General features: G+C 64.5%; 21 protein-coding genes. 10 read left to right on the top strand and 11 right to left on the bottom strand.

Annotated features, from left to right (window positions below):
• Nucleotides 1-18: 18 nt before the first annotated feature.
• The 6 genes from EOA79_RS03735 to EOA79_RS03710 all read right to left on the bottom strand — a co-directional run bounded on the left by EOA79_RS03735 (nt 19) and on the right by EOA79_RS03710 (nt 5,876).
• Complete coding sequence (locus tag EOA79_RS03735) at nt 19-438, bottom strand: VOC family protein (RefSeq protein ID WP_095825507.1); 420 nt, start codon at nt 436-438, stop codon at nt 19-21.
• 29 nt (nt 439-467) lie between these two features.
• Nucleotides 468-1,793 carry a folylpolyglutamate synthase/dihydrofolate synthase family protein gene (locus EOA79_RS03730; protein ID WP_095825506.1) on the bottom strand — a complete coding sequence of 442 codons (1,326 nt, stop codon included), beginning with the start codon at nt 1,791-1,793 and terminating at the stop codon, nt 468-470.
• 215 nt (nt 1,794-2,008) lie between these two features.
• Complete coding sequence (gene accD / locus EOA79_RS03725) at nt 2,009-2,935, bottom strand: acetyl-CoA carboxylase, carboxyltransferase subunit beta (RefSeq protein WP_095825505.1); 927 nt, start codon at nt 2,933-2,935, stop codon at nt 2,009-2,011.
• A gap of 97 nt (nt 2,936-3,032) precedes the next feature.
• Nucleotides 3,033-3,872: a tryptophan synthase subunit alpha gene (gene trpA / locus EOA79_RS03720; RefSeq protein ID WP_095825504.1), complete on the bottom strand. Its 840-nt coding sequence runs from the start codon at nt 3,870-3,872 to the stop codon at nt 3,033-3,035.
• A gap of 2 nt (nt 3,873-3,874) precedes the next feature.
• Nucleotides 3,875-5,125, bottom strand: a complete 1,251-nt coding sequence (gene trpB, locus EOA79_RS03715; RefSeq protein ID WP_095825503.1) for a tryptophan synthase subunit beta — start codon at nt 5,123-5,125, stop codon at nt 3,875-3,877.
• A 91-nt stretch (nt 5,126-5,216) separates the two neighbouring features.
• Nucleotides 5,217-5,876 (bottom strand): phosphoribosylanthranilate isomerase, encoded by a 660-nt coding sequence (locus tag EOA79_RS03710; RefSeq protein ID WP_095825502.1) that lies wholly within the window; start codon nt 5,874-5,876, stop codon nt 5,217-5,219.
• Between the two features lie 110 nt (nt 5,877-5,986).
• Here EOA79_RS03710 and EOA79_RS03705 point away from each other — a divergent pair, with 110 nt between their 5' ends.
• Nucleotides 5,987-6,205 carry a hypothetical protein gene (locus tag EOA79_RS03705; protein WP_067002948.1) on the top strand — a complete coding sequence of 73 codons (219 nt, stop codon included), beginning with the start codon at nt 5,987-5,989 and terminating at the stop codon, nt 6,203-6,205.
• A 44-nt stretch (nt 6,206-6,249) separates the two neighbouring features.
• On the opposite strand, the gene EOA79_RS03700 is transcribed toward EOA79_RS03705, so the two are convergent.
• From EOA79_RS03700 to EOA79_RS03685, 4 genes are all read right to left on the bottom strand, one after another.
• Nucleotides 6,250-7,008, bottom strand: a complete 759-nt coding sequence (locus tag EOA79_RS03700) for a M48 family metallopeptidase (protein WP_095825501.1) — start codon at nt 7,006-7,008, stop codon at nt 6,250-6,252.
• A 118-nt stretch (nt 7,009-7,126) separates the two neighbouring features.
• Nucleotides 7,127-7,609 (bottom strand): DUF2852 domain-containing protein, encoded by a 483-nt coding sequence (locus EOA79_RS03695; protein WP_067002952.1) that lies wholly within the window; start codon nt 7,607-7,609, stop codon nt 7,127-7,129.
• Nucleotides 7,610-7,725: 116 nt separating this feature from the next.
• Nucleotides 7,726-8,868 carry a benzoate/H(+) symporter BenE family transporter gene (locus EOA79_RS03690; RefSeq protein WP_095776870.1) on the bottom strand — a complete coding sequence of 381 codons (1,143 nt, stop codon included), beginning with the start codon at nt 8,866-8,868 and terminating at the stop codon, nt 7,726-7,728.
• Nucleotides 8,869-8,870: 2 nt separating this feature from the next.
• Nucleotides 8,871-9,641, bottom strand: coding sequence for an alpha/beta hydrolase (locus tag EOA79_RS03685; protein ID WP_095825580.1), 771 nt, complete (start codon nt 9,639-9,641; stop codon nt 8,871-8,873).
• 214 nt (nt 9,642-9,855) lie between these two features.
• On the opposite strand from EOA79_RS03685, the gene infC reads away from it, so the two are divergent.
• The 8 genes from infC to EOA79_RS03645 all read left to right on the top strand — a co-directional run bounded on the left by infC (nt 9,856) and on the right by EOA79_RS03645 (nt 16,987).
• Nucleotides 9,856-10,392 carry a translation initiation factor IF-3 gene (gene infC, locus EOA79_RS03680; protein ID WP_067003282.1) on the top strand — a complete coding sequence of 179 codons (537 nt, stop codon included), beginning with the start codon at nt 9,856-9,858 and terminating at the stop codon, nt 10,390-10,392.
• A gap of 342 nt (nt 10,393-10,734) precedes the next feature.
• The gene (locus tag EOA79_RS03675; protein ID WP_067324658.1) at nt 10,735-11,382 is read left to right on the top strand and encodes an isoprenylcysteine carboxylmethyltransferase family protein; all 648 of its coding nucleotides are present in this window, start codon (nt 10,735-10,737) and stop codon (nt 11,380-11,382) included.
• Between the two features lie 239 nt (nt 11,383-11,621).
• Nucleotides 11,622-11,825 (top strand): 50S ribosomal protein L35, encoded by a 204-nt coding sequence (gene rpmI, locus EOA79_RS03670; protein WP_027166935.1) that lies wholly within the window; start codon nt 11,622-11,624, stop codon nt 11,823-11,825.
• 38 nt (nt 11,826-11,863) lie between these two features.
• The gene (gene rplT / locus EOA79_RS03665) at nt 11,864-12,265 is read left to right on the top strand and encodes a 50S ribosomal protein L20 (protein ID WP_040968947.1); all 402 of its coding nucleotides are present in this window, start codon (nt 11,864-11,866) and stop codon (nt 12,263-12,265) included.
• 185 nt (nt 12,266-12,450) lie between these two features.
• The gene (gene pheS / locus EOA79_RS03660) at nt 12,451-13,503 is read left to right on the top strand and encodes a phenylalanine--tRNA ligase subunit alpha (protein WP_245322440.1); all 1,053 of its coding nucleotides are present in this window, start codon (nt 12,451-12,453) and stop codon (nt 13,501-13,503) included.
• Nucleotides 13,500-13,940 (top strand): GFA family protein, encoded by a 441-nt coding sequence (locus EOA79_RS03655; RefSeq protein ID WP_095825500.1) that lies wholly within the window; start codon nt 13,500-13,502, stop codon nt 13,938-13,940. The genes pheS and EOA79_RS03655 overlap by 4 nt, the downstream gene beginning before the upstream one ends.
• The gene (gene pheT / locus EOA79_RS03650) at nt 13,937-16,345 is read left to right on the top strand and encodes a phenylalanine--tRNA ligase subunit beta (protein ID WP_095825499.1); all 2,409 of its coding nucleotides are present in this window, start codon (nt 13,937-13,939) and stop codon (nt 16,343-16,345) included. Before EOA79_RS03655 ends, pheT begins: the two co-directional genes overlap by 4 nt.
• Nucleotides 16,346-16,384: 39 nt before the next feature.
• Complete coding sequence (locus EOA79_RS03645) at nt 16,385-16,987, top strand: nucleotidyltransferase family protein (RefSeq protein ID WP_127335871.1); 603 nt, start codon at nt 16,385-16,387, stop codon at nt 16,985-16,987.
• Nucleotides 16,988-17,068: 81 nt separating this feature from the next.
• Here EOA79_RS03645 and EOA79_RS03640 read toward each other — a convergent pair whose 3' ends face one another.
• Nucleotides 17,069-18,064 carry an aldo/keto reductase gene (locus EOA79_RS03640; RefSeq protein WP_095825579.1) on the bottom strand — a complete coding sequence of 332 codons (996 nt, stop codon included), beginning with the start codon at nt 18,062-18,064 and terminating at the stop codon, nt 17,069-17,071.
• 96 nt (nt 18,065-18,160) lie between these two features.
• Between EOA79_RS03640 and EOA79_RS03635 the strand changes: the two genes are divergently transcribed.
• Nucleotides 18,161-19,051 carry a LysR family transcriptional regulator gene (locus EOA79_RS03635; RefSeq protein WP_067323833.1) on the top strand — a complete coding sequence of 297 codons (891 nt, stop codon included), beginning with the start codon at nt 18,161-18,163 and terminating at the stop codon, nt 19,049-19,051.
• The last annotated feature ends 24 nt before the right edge of the window (nt 19,052-19,075 follow it).

Here is a 19,075-nt window from a genome sequence, read left to right as displayed (position 1 = left end):
CCTTCGAGGCAGGCGCCGCTACCAATCGGCGACGCGATCGCCGCCGATGAATTGCGCGCTTTTGTCCGTGTATTCGAACAGCTCGATCTTCACGCCGTTGGGGTCTTTGATCCAGGCCTGCCAGGTGCCGTCGCAAGCGAGCTTCTTCGCCGTCACCTCGACCGCTTGCGACCGGATATGGGTGATCGCGGCGTCCATGTCTTCCACCTCCAGGCAGAAGTGGTTGATCTGGTTCGCCTCGCTGTAGCGGGCTTCGGTCTTCTCGAACACCTCGACATGGCTGCGGCCGCCGCAATTGAGATAGAAACCGAAGATCTTGCTGTCGCGCAGGAAGTTGAACTGCGTGTCCATGCCGAGCACATCCCGGTAGAAGCCGCGCGTCGCCTCAAGGTCATGCGCGAAGATGCAGACATGGGCCAGTTGGTTCACCTTGATCACGATTGCTCCTCGCGACTGCCTCGGCGCTATCAGGTCGGCGGCGTGCCGTTCTCGTCCAGCACAGCGCCGGCGAAATAGAGCGAGCCGCCGATGAGGATGCGCGGCGCCGGACCGTCCCAGCTGTCGCGCAGCAGCATAAGCGCATCGGCGACGGAGTTGACCGGCTCGGCCGACAGGCCGGCCTCGGTGGCGCGCAGCGCGAGCTCGTCATTGGGCACCCCGGCATCGCTCTTGCTCACCGGCACCGTGTAGACATGGCGGGCAAGCCCCTTGAAGGCGCTGAAATAGCCGGTCTGGTCCTTGGTGTTGATCATGCCGGCGATAAGGATCAGCGGGCGCGGGTTCTTTTCCTCCTGCTCGGCCAGCGCTTCGGCGATGACGACGCCGGCGCCCGGATTGTGGCCGCCGTCGAGCCAGATCTCGGCGCCCTTTGGGGCAAGCTCAACCAGCCTGCCCTGCGTCAGCTTTTGCATCCGGGCCGGCCACGTGGTGCTGGTCATCGCTTTTTCGGCAGCCCGATGGCTTATCTCGAAGCCGGCGGCCTTGACCGCGCCGATCGCCGCGGCGGCATTGGCGAACTGATGCCGACCGGGCAGGCGCGGCAGCGGCAGGTCCATCAGACCGTCCTCGTCCTGATAGACCATGCGGCCGTTCTCCTCGAAGGCCAGGAAATCCTGACCGTAGACAACGGTCGGGCAATCCAGCCGCTCGGCGGTCTCGATCAGCACCTCCAGCGCGGTCTCGCTTTCCTGCGCGCCGATCACCACCGGGCAGCCGCGCTTCATGATGCCGGCCTTTTCGGCCGCGATCAGCTCAACGCGGTCGCCGAGATAGGCTTCGTGATCCATCGACACCGGCATGATCACCGAGACGGCAGGCCGCGAAATGACATTGGTGGCATCGAAGCGGCCGCCGAGCCCGACCTCGATGATCGCCGCCTCGGCCGGATGCTCGGAAAACAGGATGAAGGTGACGGCGGTGAGGATCTCGAAAACGGTGATCTTCTGGCCTTGATTGGCCTTGGCGACGCGCGCGATGGCCTCGGCAAAGACATCGTCGTCGACCAGCTTGCCGCCGCCCTCGGCGGCCAGCCGGTAGCGCTCGTGCCAGTTTACCAGGTGCGGCGAGGTGTGCACGTGGACGAGATGACCGGCCGCCTCCAGCAGCGCCCGCGAGAAGGCGGCGCAGGAGCCCTTGCCGTTGGTGCCGGCGATGTGGATGACCGGCGGCAGCCGGTCCTGCGGGTTGCCGAGACGCTCGAGCAGGCGGGCGATGCGGTCCAGCGAAAGGTCGAAACCTTTCGGATGAAGCGTCATCAGATGTTCGATTTCACGATCGGCGGCGAGCGTTGTCATGGCGGAATCCTAGAACATTTGCGGCGAAAGAACAGGATCGCCTTCAATGCCTTTCGTTCGTGTGCAATTCCGGACGCAAAACCGCTACGCACTCTTGCTGGAATTGCTCTGGCGCATGAGCCCGTACCGGGATCGGTTTTGGAAAGGGATCATGCGCAAACAGCTACTGCGCAGCGCAGCTGGCGCCATCGCGGTGGGCGGCAAACGGTGTCGCGTCAGGCCTGCGGCCGGGCTTCGGCGTTGACGACCGCCGGCGGCAGGATCTCAGGCTCCAATGGCTTCTCGGCCACTGGGGTCTTGAGCAGCATCTTCAACAATCGTGCGATGGTCGGGCGCATCTCCAGACGCGAGACCACCATGTCGACCATGCCGTGTTCCATCAGATATTCGGCGCGCTGGAAGCCGTCGGGGAGCTTCTCGCGGATCGTCTGCTCGATGACGCGCGGGCCGGCGAAGCCGATCAGCGCGCCGGGCTCGGCGATGTGAACGTCGCCCAGCATGGCATAGGACGCGGTCACGCCGCCGGTGGTGGGGTTGGTCAGCACCACGATATAGGGCAGGCCGGCTTCCTTCAGCCGGTCGACGCCGACCGTGGTGCGCGGCAATTGCATCAGCGAGAGGATGCCCTCCTGCATGCGGGCGCCGCCCGAGGCGGCGAACAGGATCAGCGGCCGCCTGCGCTGCAAAGCGACCTCGAAGGCATGGACGATGGCCTCGCCCGCGGCCATGCCGAGCGAGCCGCCCATGAAGGCGAAGTCCTGCACGGTAACCACCACCGGCAGACCTTCGATGGTGCCGACTGCGTTAAGAATCGCGTCCTCGAGGCTTGTCTTGGCCTTCGCCTCTTTCAGCCGATCGGTGTAGCGCTTCTCATCGCGGAACTTCAGCGGATCCTGCACGACCTTGGGGTTTTCCAGCGTCTCGTATCTGCCGTCGTCGAAGAAGTATTTCAGCCGCTCCTTGGCCGAGATCTTCATATGGTGGCCGGAAGACGGGATGACGAACTGGTTGGATTCGAGGTCCTTGTGGAAGATCATCTCGCCGGTCTCGGGATCCTTGATCCAGAGATTTTCCGGCATGTCGGTGCGCCGGCCGAGCATCGAATTGATCTTCGGTCGAACGTAGTTGGTGATCCAGTTCATCGCTTCGGCTCCTGTCCCGACGAAGAGACGTCCAGCAATTCCAGGAAAAGTGTGCGGCGGTTTTCCGTCCGGAATTGCGTAAAAACAAATAGTCAGACTATTCGGCGGCAGCAAGGCGGGCCGAGCGGACGCCCTGGGCAAGCCCGCTGACCAGCGTGGCGACCGCTTCGGCCGGATCGGCGGTCTTCTCGCCCTTGGGCCCGAGCACATTGGCGACCGCGTTGACAATCGCCGTGCCGACGACGACGCCGTCGGCGGAGGCGCCGATGGTACGCGCCTGCTCGGCGGTCTTGACGCCGAAGCCGACGCAGACCGGCAGCGCGGTGTGACCCTTGATGCGTTTGACCGCCGCCGACACCTTGGCAGTGTCGGCCAAGGCCGAGCCGGTGATGCCCGTCATCGACACGTAGTAGACGAAGCCGGAGGTGTTCTCGAGCACCTTCGGCAGGCGCTTGTCGTCGGTGGTCGGCGTCGCCAGGCGGATGAAATTCATGCCCGCCTTCAGCGCCGGAACGCAGAGCTCCTCGTCCATTTCCGGCGGCAGGTCGACAACGATCAGGCCGTCGATGCCGCTCGCCTTTGCGTCGGCCAAGAAACGATCGACGCCGTAAATGTAGATCGGGTTGTAGTAGCCCATCAGCACGATCGGCGTTTCGTCGTCGCCGGCGCGGAATTCGGACGCCATCTTCAGCGTCTTGACCAGCGTCTGACCGCCTTTCAGCGCCCTGAGACCCGCCGCCTGAATGGCCGGGCCGTCGGCCATCGGATCGGAGAACGGCATGCCGAGCTCGATGACATCGCTGCCGGCGCCGGGAAGCGCCTTCATGATAGCGAGCGAAGTGTCGTAATCCGGATCGCCGCCCATGAAATAGGTGACCAAAGCCGGACGGCCCTCGGATTTGAGCTTCGCCATGCGGCGGTCGATGCGGGTCGTCATTGTCAGATCTCCATGCCCAGCATCTTGGCCACCGTGTGCACGTCTTTGTCGCCGCGGCCGGACAGGTTGACGATGACGATCTGGTCCTTGTCCATTTTCGGCACGATCTTCATCGCATGCGCGATGGCGTGCGCCGATTCCAGCGCCGGGATGATGCCTTCGACGCGGGTCGTCAGTTGGAAGGCCTCCAGCGCATCGTCGTCGAGGATCGGCTCATATTCGACGCGGCCCGAATCGCGCAGCCAGGCATGCTCGGGCCCGACGCCCGGATAATCGAGACCGGCCGAGATCGAATGGCCGTCGAGAATCTGGCCGTCCGCATTCTGCAAGAGATAGGTGCGATTGCCGTGCAGCACGCCCGGCGAGCCGGCATTCATCGAGGCGCAGTGCTCGACGCCGTCGAGGCCGCGACCGCCGGCCTCGATGCCGATGATGCGCACATCCTTGTCGTCGAGGAACGGGTGGAACAGGCCAATGGCGTTGGAGCCGCCGCCGACGGCGGCGATGATGACGTCGGGCAGCCGGCCTTCCTGCTCCAGCATCTGGGCGCGCGCTTCCGTGCCGATCACCGACTGGAAGTCGCGCACCAGCTCCGGATAGGGATGCGGGCCGGCGGCGGTGCCGATCAGGTAATAGGTGTCCTCGACATTGGTGACCCAGTCACGCAGAGCTTCGTTCATGGCGTCCTTCAGCGTGCCGTGGCCGGCGGTGACCGGGCGCACCTCGGCGCCGAGCAGCTTCATGCGAAAGACGTTCGGGCTCTGGCGGGCGACGTCGGTGGCACCCATGTAAACCACGCAAGGATAGCCGAAGCGCGCAGCGACCGTGGCGGAAGCGACGCCATGCTGGCCGGCACCGGTCTCGGCGATGATGCGCTTCTTGCCCATGCGCTTGGCGAGCAGGATCTGGCCGAGGCAATTGTTGATCTTGTGCGAGCCGGTGTGGTTCAGGTCCTCGCGCTTGAAATAGACCTTGGCGCCGCCCCCGAGGCCCTTCGCCGAGGAAACCTCCCGAAGATGCCTTGTCAGGCCTTCGGCGAAATAGAGCTTGGACGGTCTACCGGCATAATGGGTCGAAAGGTTCTCCAGCTCCGCCTTGAACTCCGGATCATTCTTGGCCTTGTTCCACTGCTCTTCGAGATCGAGGATCAGCGGCATCAGCGTCTCGGCGACGAAGCGGCCGCCGAAAATGCCGAACATGCCCTGCTCGTCGGGCCCGGTGCGGAAGGAATTGGGCATAGCCGGCCTGTTCATCGCCGATCTCCTGAGTCTTTGCTTCTGAGCACGTCCTTATCGGAAAACCGGTTCCCACTTTTCCGGGACATGCTCGGGTTTGAAAACTTCCTCAGGCGGCGCGGTCGTCGCGCGCGGCCCTGACGGCCCGGAAAAACTGCTCGATCAGCGCCGGATCCTTGACGCCCGGAGCGCTCTCCACGCCGGAGGAGATGTCTATCCCGGGCGGATTGGCCAGTCTGAGGGCATCGCCGACATTGGCGGCGTTGAGCCCTCCGGAAAGCATGTAATCGAGGCCGGCGTCAAGGCCAGCAAGGATGCGCCAGTCGAAGGCGACGCCGTTGCCGCCCGGCAATTGCGATCCCTGGGGCGGCTTGGCGTCGAACATGACGCGGTCGGCAACGCCGACATACGGCTTTATTCGCTCGAGATCCGCGGCTTCGCTGACCGACAGCACTTTCATCACCGGCAGGCCATGGCGAGCCTTGAGTTCCGCCACACGCTGGGACGTTTCGGAGCCATGCAGTTGCAGCATATCCGGCTGCATCCTCGCGACAATATCGTCGAGAAAGTCATCATCCGCATCGACGGTGACGGCAACCGCCTTGGCCTTTCCGATGGCCGCCTGGCGCAGACGGCCGGCCTCGGCCGAATGGACGAAGCGCGGGCTTTTGGCAAAGAAGATGAAGCCGACATGGCTGGCCCCGCCGGCGAGCGCGGCGGCCATCGCGGCGTCGGTCTTCAATCCGCAGATCTTGATGTCGAGCGTCATGGCGCGGGATTGGCACGAAAAGCCGCAAGAGTCGAGAAAAAGCATGCCGTTGCCGGGCCGACGGAAAGCGCTACCTTTCGAGTAGGGACACAGGCGGGAGCAGGAAGATCATGACCGACAAGACCGTCGCCGAACTCAGGCAGAAGATCGCGCAGGCGCGCGAGGTGATCGCGCATCTGATGGACAAGTCCGCTTTCAACGGCGCCGAGGCGCACCGGGCGCTCGACTATTTCGGCAGCGACGCGTTCGACCGGAATTTTCTGCCGTGGCCGCATGCGAGTGAGGAAGGGCTGCGGCCGGAGGAACTCAACGCGGCGAATGACGATTGAGCGGCTGCGGTGGGCCGCCAGCTATACGGGTGCCAGGGCGACGCCTACTCAAACACGATCGCCTGCAGCGCGCCGCCGTTGCGCTTCAGCCAGTCCTTGCAGCGATCGGTGTCGGGGCAGAGCTTTTCGCACAGCTTCCAGAATTTCGGTCCGTGGTTCATCTCTTTCAGATGCGCGACCTCATGCGCCACCAGGTAATTGATGACCGGTGGCGGCGCCATCATAATGCGCCACGAGAAGGACAGATTGCCCTCCGAGGTGCATGACCCCCAGCGGCTGGAGGTATCCTTGTAGCGGATCGCCTTGGCGCGCTTGCCGATCGCCTCGGTATGCTTGATCACCAGCTTCTCGATCTCGCGCTTGGCCTCGCGTTTCAGATAATCGGCGATGCGGCGCGGCAGGTGGACACGCTCGCCATGGATGATGAGCAGCGGGCCGCGCTCGTCGCGCGCGATGGTGACCGTGCCGCGTTTGGCCGGCTCATGGACGATGCGGTGCGGCACGCCGCGGATCGGGATCTTGATGCCGGGCCGCACCTGCGGGCGCATCGGCACCTTGGCCAGGCGCTGCTCCAGCCAGTCCTGATGGCGGTCGAGGAACTTCTCCACCTCGCCGCGGCGCAAGCCGGGCGGCACCGTTATGCGCAGCCCCTGGCCGCCGGAATCGATACGCAGCGTCAACCGCCGGGCCCTCGCGCTCTCGACGATTTTGAGCGGCAGGGTGCGGCCGGCGACGCAATGCTCGCGCTCCACGACGGGCTTGGGTTCTGGCTTGGTCAGATTGCGAAAGAAGCCGAGGGTCATGGCCGGACGATACGCGATTCGAGAAAAACGACCAGTAGAGTGAGGCTACATGGAGAACAAAAAAGAAACGGCGCCGCTCGCGCGACGCCGCATGTCGGCCGAGTCTTATGATTGAGGCTCAGTCGTCAAGGAGGTTCGACCCCTTGCCGCGCTTCGGCCCCGTCGCTCCGGTTGGACCACTCGTCGTGGTTGGCGCGGTCCGCTTGTTACGCTCGGCCATGAAGCGGTCGAACTCTTCCTGGTCCTTGGCACGGCGCAGCTCGCGGGCATACTCGTCGAACTCGTTCAGCATCTCGTCGAGCTTGCGGCGCTCCTCGGCGAGGCGCTCAAGTTCCTTCTCGCGCCAGTCGTCGAAAGCGACGTTGCCGGTGCGGGACGAGCCATGGCCCCAGCGGGCCGCCTTTTCCGAGCCACGGCGGCAGCCGGCGAAGATGCCGTCGGTGGCGCGGTTGACATCGCGCTTGAAGCCTTCGAGCCGGTCGCCCCAGATGATGTAGGCAAGCATGGCGAAGCCCAGCGGCCAGAACACCATGAAGCCGATCACCATCAGCGCGATGGTCGCCGGCGTCCAGGCCGGACGGATCAATGCACTTGTGTTCATTTTCTCCCAATCCTTCCGTTGGAGACAGCCAAACCGGCTGCGTGGAATCGAAATGGGAAGGCGAAATCGGCGATTCAAGGCAAGTCCGGCCAAAACCGGCGAAAGGCCTGAAATGATTATCGCTTTTTGAGTTTCTCGAGGAAAAGCACTGCCATTCCGGCGACCAGCCCCCAAAAAGCCGCGCCGACGCCGAACAAGGTGAGCCCTGAGGCCGTCACCGCAAAGGTGAGCGTGGCCGGCATGCGCTCGCCCGCATCATGGAGCGCGATCGAGAGCGCGTTGGCTAAAGGCGCCATCAGCGCCAGGCCGGCGACCAGCACGATCAGGCTCTGCGGCAGGACGGCGAAGATCGCCACCAGCGAAGCGCCGAAGATGGCGAAGACCAGATAGGCGAGCGCATAGAACGGCCCCGTCTTCCAGCGCTCGGCGGGATCCGGATGGACATCCGGGCCGGTGCAGATCGCCGCGGAGATCGCCGCCAGATTGGTCGTCGAGGCGCCGAACGGCGCCGAGAGCAGCGAGAACAGCCCGGTGACGCCGATCAGCGGGCCAGGTTCCGGGTGGTAGCCGGCGGCTTTCAGCACCGCGAGACCGGAGAGGTTCTGCGAGGCCATGGTGACGAGGTAGAGCGGCAAGGCCAGGCCAATGATCGCCGAAACGGTGAACTGCGGAGCGATCAGCGTCAGTGTCGACAATTCCGGCGCCGGCAGGCCGCCGACGCGGCCGGTGAGGAAGGCGGCAAGGCCGCCGCCGATCAGCACGACAAGGACCGAAACCGCCGGGTTGAACAGCCGGATGACGAAGAAGGCGGCGATCAGCGGCAGGATCAGCCACGGATCGGCGGGAATGGCCTTGACCGCACTGATGGCGAAGCCGACCAGGATGCCGGCCAGCATGCCGGACGCCACCGAGGCCGGAATCTGCGCGATCAGCCGGGTCAGCGGCTTGAACAGGCCGGTGGCGATCAAGAGGATGCCGGTGACGATGAAAGCGCCGACGGCTTGCGCCATGGTGAAGCCGCTGGAGGCCGCGATCAGCGCCAGGCCCGGGGTCGACCAGGCGGTGATGACCGGCATTTTCGTGCGCCAGGACAGCCACAGGCATTCTAGGGCCATGGCCAGGCAGATCGCCGTCACCCCGCTCGCGGTCTCGATCTGAGTGGCGCCGATCGCCTTGGCGGCGGCAATGACGATGGCCAAAGTGCCGCCAAAGCCGACGATGGCCGCAACGAAGGCGGATATCGGGATTGAAATGCGCATGCTCATGAAACCCGCTGGACCAGGTCGCCGACGGCGCGGTTGAGCATGTCGAGATCCTCCGGGCGGGAGAGGCGATGATCGCCGTCGGGGATAAGCGACAGCGTGACGTCATCGGCCGGCAGCAGTGCGGCGAGCTTCAGCGCATGGCCGGAAGGCACGTCGGGATCGGCGAGACCCTGCAGGATATGCACCGGGCAATGAGTGTCGATCGGCCTGGTCATCACCCGGTTCGCGCGGCCGTCCTCGATCAGCGCGCGCGTGTAGATATAGGGCTCGGCGGAATAGTCGGACGGTTCCTCGAAAAATCCCTTTTTCGAAAGGTCGCGCTTCTGCGCCCTGGTCAGCACCGGCTCGATCAGCTCGACGGTAAAGTCGGGCGCCGGCGCAAGCAGCACCAGGCCGGCGATGCGGTCGTCGCCGGCCTTGCGCAATTCCTGCACCATGCGCAGCGCAATCCACGCCCCCATTGAGGAGCCGACCAGGATCTGCTTGCCCTTGCTGAAGCGGCGAAAGACGGCGAGGCTCTCGGCCAGCCATTTCGAGATCGTGCCCTCGGCGAATTCGCCGCCCGATTCGCCGTGGCCGGAATAGTCGTGGCGCAGATAGGCGCGGCCTTCGCGGCTCGCCCAGGCCGACAGCGCCTCGGCCTTGGTGCCCAGCATGTCGGACTTGTAGCCGCCCAGCCAGACGATGCCCGGCGCTGAGCCCGGCCCCTGCCTGACAGCGATCTGCGTTCCGTTCACGTCGATGAAAACTGGTGCGCTGGCGTCCATGACCTCGTCCTTCCGGCCGGTCTTTTGGCACATCCGGCGGTTCGCGGAAAAGTGCTCGCACCTTTTCTTTGCTTGGTGCAGGCAATGGCAAGCTTTGAGGTGATTTCCTGGCGAGGCTGTGCTATTGACTCCGGCCGCGCGCTCACCACATAGGCGCGTCCAAGCGATTGAACTCAAAGAAACCCTGAACGAAACGGCCGAGGAGACCACGACCATTCGCAGACCTTTCAAAGCAGCGGCCCCGACCAAGGACGGTCCGCGCTCCAATCGAGACATCCGGGTGCCCCGGGTCCAGCTCATCGACGCAGAAGGCCACAACCGTGGCGAAGTTTCCATCAACGACGCTCTGCTGCTGGCCGAAGAGGCCGGGCTGGATCTCGTCGAGATATCGCCCAATGCGCAGCCGCCTGTCGTCAAGATCCTCGATCTCGGCAAGCTGAAATACGCCAACCAGAAGAAGGCGGCCGAGGCGCGCAAGAACCAGAAGGTCATCGAGATCAAGGAGATCAAGATGCGCCCGAACATCGACAGCCATGACTACGAGACCAAGATGAAGGCCGTGCGGCGCTTCTTCGAGGACGGCGACAAGGTCAAGCTGACGCTGCGTTTCCGCGGCCGCGAAATGGCGCATATGGAACTCGGCATGCAGCTCCTGAACAAGGTGCGCGAGGAAGTCGCGCCGATCGCCAAGGTCGAGGCCGAGCCGAAGCTCGAAGGCCGACAGATGATGATGGTGCTGGCGCCCCGCTGACGGTGCGCCTCACGTTTCTTTCCGTCCTGGAGCCATTCCGGCGCGATCGCCGCAAACTGTCGCGCCGATCACGGTTTCGCGAAGGAGAATTGACCGGCCGGCGCTGCTTGGTGCTCCAAAATCCGCCTGAATTGCCGCGGAGGGCGACCCGACGATCGGCGGGGCGCCTGTTTTTCTATCCGATCGCCGGCTTCTCGATGGATCGAGCTCCTCGATCGCGAGCAAATCGACGATCGGATTTTCCCGATCGCGAGCAAATCGACGATCGGATTTTCCCGATCGCGACCAAATCGACGATCGGGTTTTCCCGATCGCGAGCAAAACACGACGATCGGATTGGCCATGGTCGATGAAACAAAGATCCCGACCGACAACCAGATAGAAGGGTTGGGCGGCTACCAGTATATGCGCCGCATCGTGCTGGCGGTGCTCATCGTGGTGCTGTTTGCGGCACTCCTGTTCGGCCAGTCGACGTTCCCTCCCGAGACGCCCGTGCACGAGACGATCGAGATGTTCGGCGTGCTCCTGATCTTCCTGGGCATCGTCGGGCGCTTGTGGTCGACGCTCTACATCGGCGGCCGCAAATCCTCCGAAGTGGTCACCGGCGGGCCCTATTCGATCACCCGCAACCCGCTCTATCTGTTCTCGACCGTGGCCGCAGCCGGCGTTGGCGCGCAGATCGGCTCGTTTTCCGGCATCATCCTCTTCGCGGTCCTTTGCGCCGGCGCGTTCCACATCGTCATCCTGCGCGAGGAGCGCTATCTCAAGGAAGTCCTCGGCGCTCCCTACAAAGCCTATCTGGCGCGCGTGCCGCGCTTCTTTCCAAAGCTTTCGCTCTACCAGGAAGGCGACACCGGCAGCTTCAAGCCGCGCCTGCTGTTGAACACGCTGCTCGACGGGCTGGTATTCCTGGTGGCGCTGCCGGCCTTCGAACTGATCGACGGCGCGCAGCAGTCGGGGGTGCTGCCGGTGTGGTTCACGCTGCCCTGAACGGGACAGCGCGCCGCAGGGCGTGAGGTGTTGCGCACGAGCCCTGTTTGATCTATAGGACCGCCGTTCTGCGTATCGGGCCGGAAATCATCTCTGATTTACGGAAAGCACGATACGCAGAGCAAAAACAAAAACCGCCCGGCAGGGCATGCCGTGGCGGTTTCATTTGCTTTTCGGGCTCTGGTCGGCCCGAAGCGAGAAAAGAAGCGCGATGGTGCGCCACATTACGGAGTAGCAAAATGCCCAAGATGAAGACCAAATCGGCCGCCAAGAAGCGGTTCAAGATTACCGCCACCGGCAAGGTGCTGTCGGCTGCCGCCGGCAAGCGCCACGGCATGATCAAACGTTCCAACAAGTTCATTCGCGATGCCCGCGGCACGATGGTTCTGGCTGAACCGGACGGCAAGAAGGTCATCAAGAATTTTCTGCCGAACGGCCTTTAAGCATTCGGTCCGGAACAGCGTTTTAAGGAGATCATGACATGGCACGCGTAAAGAGAGGCGTCACCGCCCACGCCAAGCACAAGAAGGTCCTGAAAGCCGCCAAGGGCTTCTACGGCCGTCGCAAGAACACCATCCGCATCGCCAAGCAGGCGGTGGAAAAGTCGCTGCAGTACGCCTATCGCGACCGCAAGAACCGCAAGCGCTCGTTCCGCGCGCTGTGGATCCAGCGCATCAATGCAGCGGTGCACGAGCACGGCCTGACCTATGGCCGCTTCATCGACGGCCTCAACAAGGCCGGCATCGAGATCGACCGCAAGGTTCTTTCGGACATGGCCATCCACGAGCCGCAGGCTTTCGCAGCCCTTGTGGCCAAGGCCAAGGTGGCGCTCGAATATCTGAAGAACACCACGCCGAATGCTTTTGAGAGCGCTGTCGCCTAAGCCAGCGCTTCCCAAGCATTCGCTATTCTGATTTGGGGAACCCGCGCTGGCACGGCTGGCGCGGGTTTTTCTTATGCCTGATGCAACCAAATTGGTGACGCACCGGACCCCGGTGGTTGCCCGATCGAGAGAGTTTCGCCGTGAACGCCACCGCTGGAAATCTTGAAACCCTTGAAGCTTCTTTGATGGCCGACATCGCGGCCGCGGCCGACGAGCAGGCGATCGAGGCTGTGCGCGTCTCGGCGCTGGGCAAGAAGGGCTCGGTCTCCGAGATGCTGAAAACGCTCGGCGCGATGAGCGCCGAGGAGCGGCAGGTCAAGGGCCCGGCGATCAATGGGCTGAAGAACCGCGTCACCGAGGCGCTGACGGCGCGCAAGTCGGAGCTGAAGGACGTGGCGATCGCGGCGCGGCTCGCCGCCGAAACGGTCGACGTCACGCTGCCGGTGCGCCAGTCGCCGGCCGAGCGCGGCCGCATTCATCCGATCAGCCAGGTGATCGACGAGATCGCAGCGATCTTCGGCGATCTCGGCTTCGCGATCGCCGAAGGTCCGGACATCGAGACCGACTATTACAATTTCACCGCGCTCAATTTTCCCGAGGGGCATCCGGCGCGCGAGATGCACGACACCTTCTTCTTCCAGCCGGACGAGAAGGGCGAGCGCAAGCTTTTGCGCACGCACACCTCGCCCGTGCAGATCCGCACAATGGAGCAGCAGAAGCCGCCGATCCGCATCGTCATTCCCGGCAAGACCTACCGGCAGGATTCGGACGCCACGCACTCGCCGATGTTCCATCAGGTCGAGGGGCTGGTGATCGACAAGACCGCCAACATCGCCAACATGAAGTGGGTGCTGGAGGAATTCTGCAAGGCCTTCTTCGAAGTGCCGAGCGTCAAGATGCGCTTCCGGCCGTCCTTCTTTCCGTTCACCGAGCCCAGCCTCGAGGTCGACATCCAGTGCGACCGCTCGCGGCCGGGCGAAGTGCGCTTCGGCGAAGGCTCCGACTGGATGGAAATCCTGGGCTGCGGCATGGTGCATCCCAACGTGCTGCGTTACGGCGGGCTCGATCCCGACGAATACCAGGGCTTTGCCTGGGGCATGGGCATCGATCGCATCGCCATGCTGAAATACGGCATGCCGGACCTGCGCGCCTTCTTCGACGCCGACGTGCGCTGGCTCACGCATTACGGCTTCCGGCCGCTCGACATGCCGACGCTGTTCGGGGGCCTTTCCACATGACTGCTCCCCACACCGGGGGCTGCCGCTGCGGTGCGGTGCGGTTCGAGGCCCCGGCCGAGCCGCACCACATCAGCTATTGCCATTGCGGCGATTGCCGGCGCGCCAGCGGCGCGCCGGTGTCGGCCTTTATCGGCTTCGCGGCCGACCAGATCGCGCTCGAAGGCAAGTCGCTGAAGAGCTACCGGAACGGCCCGGTGGCGCGCTCGTTCTGCGGCATTTGCGGCTCGCCGATCGCCTATAGCGACGAGCGGCTCGCCGGCCATATTTACTTCACGCTCGGCGCCATGGACATGCCTGCCTATTTCAGGCCGACGCTGCATGCGCATGTGCGCGAGCAGCTGCCCTTCCTGCATATGCCCGATTCACTGCCGCGGCACCTCAAGACGAGCGTGGCTAGACCTGACGCGCAAAGCCCTTCCTACGGAACACAGTCATGAAATTCACCCTCTCCTGGCTCAAGGACCATCTCGAGACCGACGCTTCGCTTGCCGAAATCGTCGAGCGGCTGACGGCGATCGGCCTCGAAGTCGAACATGTCGACGACAAGGCGGGCCTAAAACCCTTTGTCATAGCCAAGGTGCTGACTGCCGTGCAGCATCCCGACGCCGACCGGCTGCGGGTGCTTACGGTCGATACCGGCGACGGCAAGCCGCCGGTGCAGGTGGTGTGCGGGGCGCCCAACGCCCGCGCCGGCCTGGTCGGCGCTTTTGCTGCGCCCGGCACCTATATTCCCGGCATCGACGTCACGCTTTCGGTCGGCAAGATCCGCGGCGTCGAGAGCCATGGCATGATGTGCTCCGAACGCGAGCTGCAGCTTTCGGACGAGCATACCGGCATCATCGACCTGCCCGAAGACGCACCGGTCGGCACCAGCTTCGCCGCCTACGCCCATCTCGACGATCCGGTGATCGAGATCAACCTGACGCCGAACCGCCCCGATGCCACCAGCGTCTACGGCATCGCCCGCGATCTCGCGGCGAGCGGCCTCGGCCGGCTGACCGGCGGCGCGATCATGCCGCATGCCGGCGACGGCATGTGCCCGGTCAAGGTCAAGATCGAGGCACCGGAACTCTGCCCCGGCTTCGCGCTGACGCTGGTGAAGGGCGTGAAGAACGGCCCGTCGCCGAAATGGCTGCAGCAGCGGCTGATCGCCATCGGGCTTCGGCCGATCAGCGCGCTGGTCGACATCACCAACTACGTCACCTTCGACCGCGGCCGGCCGCTGCATGTGTTCGACGCGAAGAAGGTCACCGGCAACCTTGTGGTGCGCCGCGCCAGGGACGGTGAAAACGTGCTGGCGCTCGACGGACGCGAATACTCGCTGACGCCCGAGATGTGCGTGATCGCCGACGACAACGGCATCGAATCGATTGCCGGCATCATGGGCGGCGAGCATTCGGGCTGCGACGAGAACACCACCGACGTGCTGATCGAATCGGCGCTCTGGGACCCGATCACGACGGCCCGCACCGGTCGCACGCTCGGCATCATCAGCGATGCGCGCTACCGCTTCGAGCGCGGCGTCGACCCTGAGTTCATGGTGCCCGGCGTCGAGCTCGCGACCAAGCTGGTGCTGGAATTGTGCGGCGGTACGCCGACCGAAATCGAGGTGGCGGGCTATGCCGGCCACAAGCCGAAGATCATTCCCTTCCCGCTGTCGGAAGTGAAGCGGCTGACCGGCATCGAGGTGCCGAGAGAAGAAGCGCTCACTATACTGACCCGTCTCGGCTTCGAGCCGCGCAGCTCAGGTGACGCCGTCGAGGTGAAGGTCCCCTCCTGGCGTCCGGATGTCGACGGCAAGGCCGATCTCGTCGAGGAAGTGATGCGCATCCACGGCGTCGACAACATAGCGCCGCAGCCGCTCACCTCGCATGACGCGGTCAACGGCAGGATCCTGACCATGCTGCAGGTGCGCACCCGGGCCGCCAAGCGCGCGCTCGCCGTGCGCGGCATGATGGAGGCGGTCACCTGGTCGTTCATTCCGGCGAAACACGCCGAGCTGTTCGGCGGCGGCCAGAACCGGCTGAAGCTCGCCAACCCGATCGCCGCCGACATGTCCGACATGCGGCCGTCGCTGCTGCCCGGGCTGATCAGCGCCGCCCAGCGCAATGCCGATCGGGGCATCGGCGACGTGGCGCTGTTCGAGGTCTCCGGCACCTATGAAGGCGACTTGGCCGATCAGCAGCGGCGCGTCGCCGCCGGCGTGCGGCGGGGCACCGCCAAGCTCGACGGCTCGGGCCGCAGCTGGGCCGGCAATGCCGGGCCGGTCGGGGTGTTCGACGCCAAGGCCGATGCGATCGCGGCGCTCGAAGCCTGCGGCGCGCCGGTCGACAGGCTGCAGATCGAGCCCGGCGGCCCGGCCTGGTACCATCCCGGACGCTCAGGCACGATCAAGCTCGGGCCGAAGACCGTGCTCGGCACTTTCGGCGAGTTCCATCCAAAGACGCTCGAAGTGCTCGACGCCTCCGGGCCGCTCTGCGGCTTCGAGGTCTTTGTCGATGCCGTGCCGGAGCCGAAGGCCAAGCCGACGCGCACCAAGCCGAAGCTGGAGCTTTCACCCTTCCAGGCGGTGAAGCGCGATTTTGCTTTCGTCGTCGACCGGACGGTCGAGGCCGGCACGCTGGTGCGGGCAGCTTTGGCCGCCGACAAGAAGCTCGTCACCGGCGTTTCGGTGTTCGACGTCTTCGAGGGCGCTGCGCTCGGCGCCGCCAAGAAGTCGATCGCCATCGAAGTCTCGATCCAGCCGGTCGAAAAGACGCTGACCGACGAGGATTTCGAGGCGCTGGCCAAGCGCATCGTCGAGAACGTCAACAAGCAGACGGGCGGCGTGCTGAGAGCCTAAAGGATTGCCGGAAGGTGGCGAATCGCCCTCCATTGGGCGATGCACCATCTCCGCTATTCCGGCCTGCCTTTCGAGGAGCAACGCGCGGCGTTCCTCGAAATCGTGGCGGCGGACCCGCTGCTGGCCAAAACGCTGGCGCGAGTGCGTGAACTGGCGTTGCCGGACTGGCTGGTGGTTTCCGGCGCGCTCTACAACAGCATCTGGAACCATCTCACCGGCAGGCCCTCAGGCTACGGCATCAAGGATGTCGATCTGTTCTATTTCGACGGCACCGATCTCTCCTACGAGGCCGAGGACGCGGTGATCCGCCGGGCGGCGCAGCATTTCGAAGGACTGACGCTGCCGGTGGAGGTGCGAAATCAGGCACGCGTGCACCTGTGGTATCCGGCCAAATTCGGGCAGGCATGCCCGCGCTACACGAGCGCGAGTGAATCGGTCGGCTATTTCGCCTCGAAGACGCATGCGGTCGGGGTGCGGTTCGACGCAGACGAGGCGTTGGAGCTGGTGGCGCCGTTCGGGCTCGACGACATTTTTTCGTTCCGTATCACGCCGAACCGGGCGCTGGACAACCAGCGGACGCATGAGGCGAAGGGGAGGAGGGCGCGAGAGAACTGGCCGGAGATCAGCGTGCTGCCTTGGTAGGTCAGCGCGAGGCGCCCCCCTCTGTCCTGCCGGACAGAGGGGGGCGCTGTCCCGCCAGCGTCTCAAAGCAAGCTGAAATGTCTAACCATTCACCAGCGCCAGCAGCTCTTCGGTATAGCGCTTACCGACGACCTTGTCGGGCGACAGCGCGTCGCCGATGGCCGCGACCTCGGCGGCGCTCAGCTTGATCCCGGCCGCTGCCGTGTTCTGCTCCAAATGGCGGATCTTGCGCGCGCCGGGGATCGGCACGATGAAATCGCCCTGGTGCAGCAACCAAGCGAGCGCCAGTTGTGCCGCTGTCACGCCCTTTTCCATCGCCAACTTTTCCAGCACGGCAATGACGGCATTGTTGGCTTCCATGGCTTCGGCCTGGAAGCGCGGCAGGCCGAGGCGCCAGTCGCCGGCGCCGAGCGTATCGCGCTTGGCGATGGTGCCGGTGAGCAGGCCGCGGCCGAGCGGACTGTAGGGGACAAAGCCGATGCCGAGCTCGCGGCAAACGGCAAAGACCTCGTCCTCGGGATCGCGGCTCCACAGCGAATACTCGCTCTGCACGGCGGCGATCGGGTGCACGGCATGCGCCCGGCGCAGCGTGGCGCCGCTCACTTCCGACAGGCCGAGCGCCCGCACCTTGCCCTCGCGCACCAGTTCGGCCATGGCGCCGACCGTGTCCTCGATCGGCACGTTCGGGTCAACGCGATGCTGGTAGTAGAGGTCGATGACGTCGGTATCGAGCCGCTTCAGCGAGGCCTCCGCCACCGCCTTGACGTGCTCAGGGCGGCTGTCGACGCCGATCATGCGGTCGATGCCCGAACCGTGCTCGGATATCTTGAAGCCGAATTTGGTGGCGATGGTGACCTTCTCGCGTACCGGCTTCAGCGCCTTGCCGAGCAGGATCTCGTTCTCGTAAGGGCCATAGACTTCGGCGGTATCGAAGAAGGTGACACCGATCTCGATGGCGCGGCGCAGCGTAGCGATGGCTTCCGCCTCCGGCTGTCCGCCATAGACAAAGCTCATGCCCATGCAGCCGAGGCCGACGGGGAAGACTTCGAGTTCAGTTCCTAATTTGCGGGTTTGCATGGCGCATCTCCTTGTTGCGATGGAGATGAAATAGCGCCTAGGCATCCGTTCGATAATCATGTCTCTTTCGCACAGCTCGCTCTATAAGATAGATCAATGAACCGGACGAACCTTTCCCAGCTGGCCGTTCTCGCCGCGGTCGCGCAATGCGCCAGCTTCCGCGGCGCGGCCCGCGAGCTCGGCATCGCGCCGTCGGCGGTCAGCCATGCGGTGGCGAGCCTGGAGGCGCGGCTCGGCGTGCGGCTTCTGGCGCGCAGCACGCGCAGTGTCGCCCCGACCGAGGAAGGCGCGCGGCTGTTGGAGCGCCTGCGGCCGGCACTGTCCGAGATCGACCTGGCGCTGGAAACGGCGGTCGAGACGCGCGACCGGCCGGCTGGCAATCTCAGGCTTAGCGTGCCGCGCACCGCCGCGCATCTGGTGCTGACGCCGCGGCTCGCTGCCTTCACCGCCGCCTATCCCGAGATCATGCTGGAGATCGTGATCGAGGACCGCTTCACGGATGTGGTGGAGGGTGGGTTCGACGCCGGCGTCAGGCTGGGCGAAAGCCTGCAGCGCGACATGATCGCGGCGCGCATCGGGCCGAACATCCGCGGCGCGTTGGTCGGCGCGCCCTCCTACTTCGCGACCATGCCCAAACCGCGTCATCCGCGCGATCTCGCCGATCACCGCTGCATCCGCTTCCGCTTCTCCAGCGGCATCCTCTACCGCTGGGAGTTCGAGAAGGACGGCGAGGAAATCGAGATCGCCGCGCCAGGGCCGCTGATCCTCGACGAGGACCATCTGATCGCCCAGGCCGCGATCGACGGCGCCGGGCTCGCCTTCGTCTTCGAGGACTATGTGAAGGCGCCGCTCGCCGATGGCCGGCTGATCCGCGTGCTGGAGGACTGGTGCCCCGCTTTCGACGGCTTCTTCGTCTACTACCCAAGCCGCCGCCAGATGCGGCCGGCGTTGCGGGCCTTCGTCGATTTCTTCAAGGTGAGCGGGTAGGGCTCCTCCGTTCCGCTTGTGGGG

It is taken from the genome of Mesorhizobium sp. M1A.F.Ca.IN.020.03.2.1 (assembly GCF_004023205.1).
Lineage (GTDB): Bacteria > Pseudomonadota > Alphaproteobacteria > Rhizobiales > Rhizobiaceae > Mesorhizobium.
This window is presented reverse-complemented; position numbering and strand designations above follow the sequence as displayed.

Bases quoted from the DNA above. Each gene is read 5' to 3' on its own strand.
- EOA79_RS03655 (WP_095825500.1), top strand. From the start codon at position 13,500: ATGACTGCTCCCCACACCGGGGGCTGCCGCTGCGGTGCGGTGCGGTTC.
- EOA79_RS03635 (WP_067323833.1), top strand. From the start codon at position 18,161: ATGAACCGGACGAACCTTTCCCAGCTGGCCGTTCTCGCCGCGGTCGCG.
- EOA79_RS03675 (WP_067324658.1), top strand. From the start codon at position 10,735: ATGGTCGATGAAACAAAGATCCCGACCGACAACCAGATAGAAGGGTTG.
- accD (WP_095825505.1), bottom strand. From the start codon at position 2,935: ATGAACTGGATCACCAACTACGTTCGACCGAAGATCAATTCGATGCTC.
- EOA79_RS03640 (WP_095825579.1), bottom strand. From the start codon at position 18,064: ATGCAAACCCGCAAATTAGGAACTGAACTCGAAGTCTTCCCCGTCGGC.
- pheS (WP_245322440.1), top strand. From the start codon at position 12,451: ATGGCCGACATCGCGGCCGCGGCCGACGAGCAGGCGATCGAGGCTGTG.
- trpA (WP_095825504.1), bottom strand. From the start codon at position 3,872: ATGACGACCCGCATCGACCGCCGCATGGCGAAGCTCAAATCCGAGGGC.
- EOA79_RS03710 (WP_095825502.1), bottom strand. From the start codon at position 5,876: ATGACGCTCGACATCAAGATCTGCGGATTGAAGACCGACGCCGCGATG.
- EOA79_RS03695 (WP_067002952.1), bottom strand. From the start codon at position 7,609: ATGAACACAAGTGCATTGATCCGTCCGGCCTGGACGCCGGCGACCATC.
- EOA79_RS03705 (WP_067002948.1), top strand. From the start codon at position 5,987: ATGACCGACAAGACCGTCGCCGAACTCAGGCAGAAGATCGCGCAGGCG.
- rplT (WP_040968947.1), top strand. From the start codon at position 11,864: ATGGCACGCGTAAAGAGAGGCGTCACCGCCCACGCCAAGCACAAGAAG.
- EOA79_RS03690 (WP_095776870.1), bottom strand. From the start codon at position 8,868: ATGCGCATTTCAATCCCGATATCCGCCTTCGTTGCGGCCATCGTCGGC.
- trpB (WP_095825503.1), bottom strand. From the start codon at position 5,125: ATGAACAGGCCGGCTATGCCCAATTCCTTCCGCACCGGGCCCGACGAG.
- EOA79_RS03685 (WP_095825580.1), bottom strand. From the start codon at position 9,641: ATGGACGCCAGCGCACCAGTTTTCATCGACGTGAACGGAACGCAGATC.
- EOA79_RS03730 (WP_095825506.1), bottom strand. From the start codon at position 1,793: ATGACAACGCTCGCCGCCGATCGTGAAATCGAACATCTGATGACGCTT.
- EOA79_RS03645 (WP_127335871.1), top strand. From the start codon at position 16,385: ATGCACCATCTCCGCTATTCCGGCCTGCCTTTCGAGGAGCAACGCGCG.
- pheT (WP_095825499.1), top strand. From the start codon at position 13,937: ATGAAATTCACCCTCTCCTGGCTCAAGGACCATCTCGAGACCGACGCT.
- rpmI (WP_027166935.1), top strand. From the start codon at position 11,622: ATGCCCAAGATGAAGACCAAATCGGCCGCCAAGAAGCGGTTCAAGATT.
- EOA79_RS03700 (WP_095825501.1), bottom strand. From the start codon at position 7,008: ATGACCCTCGGCTTCTTTCGCAATCTGACCAAGCCAGAACCCAAGCCC.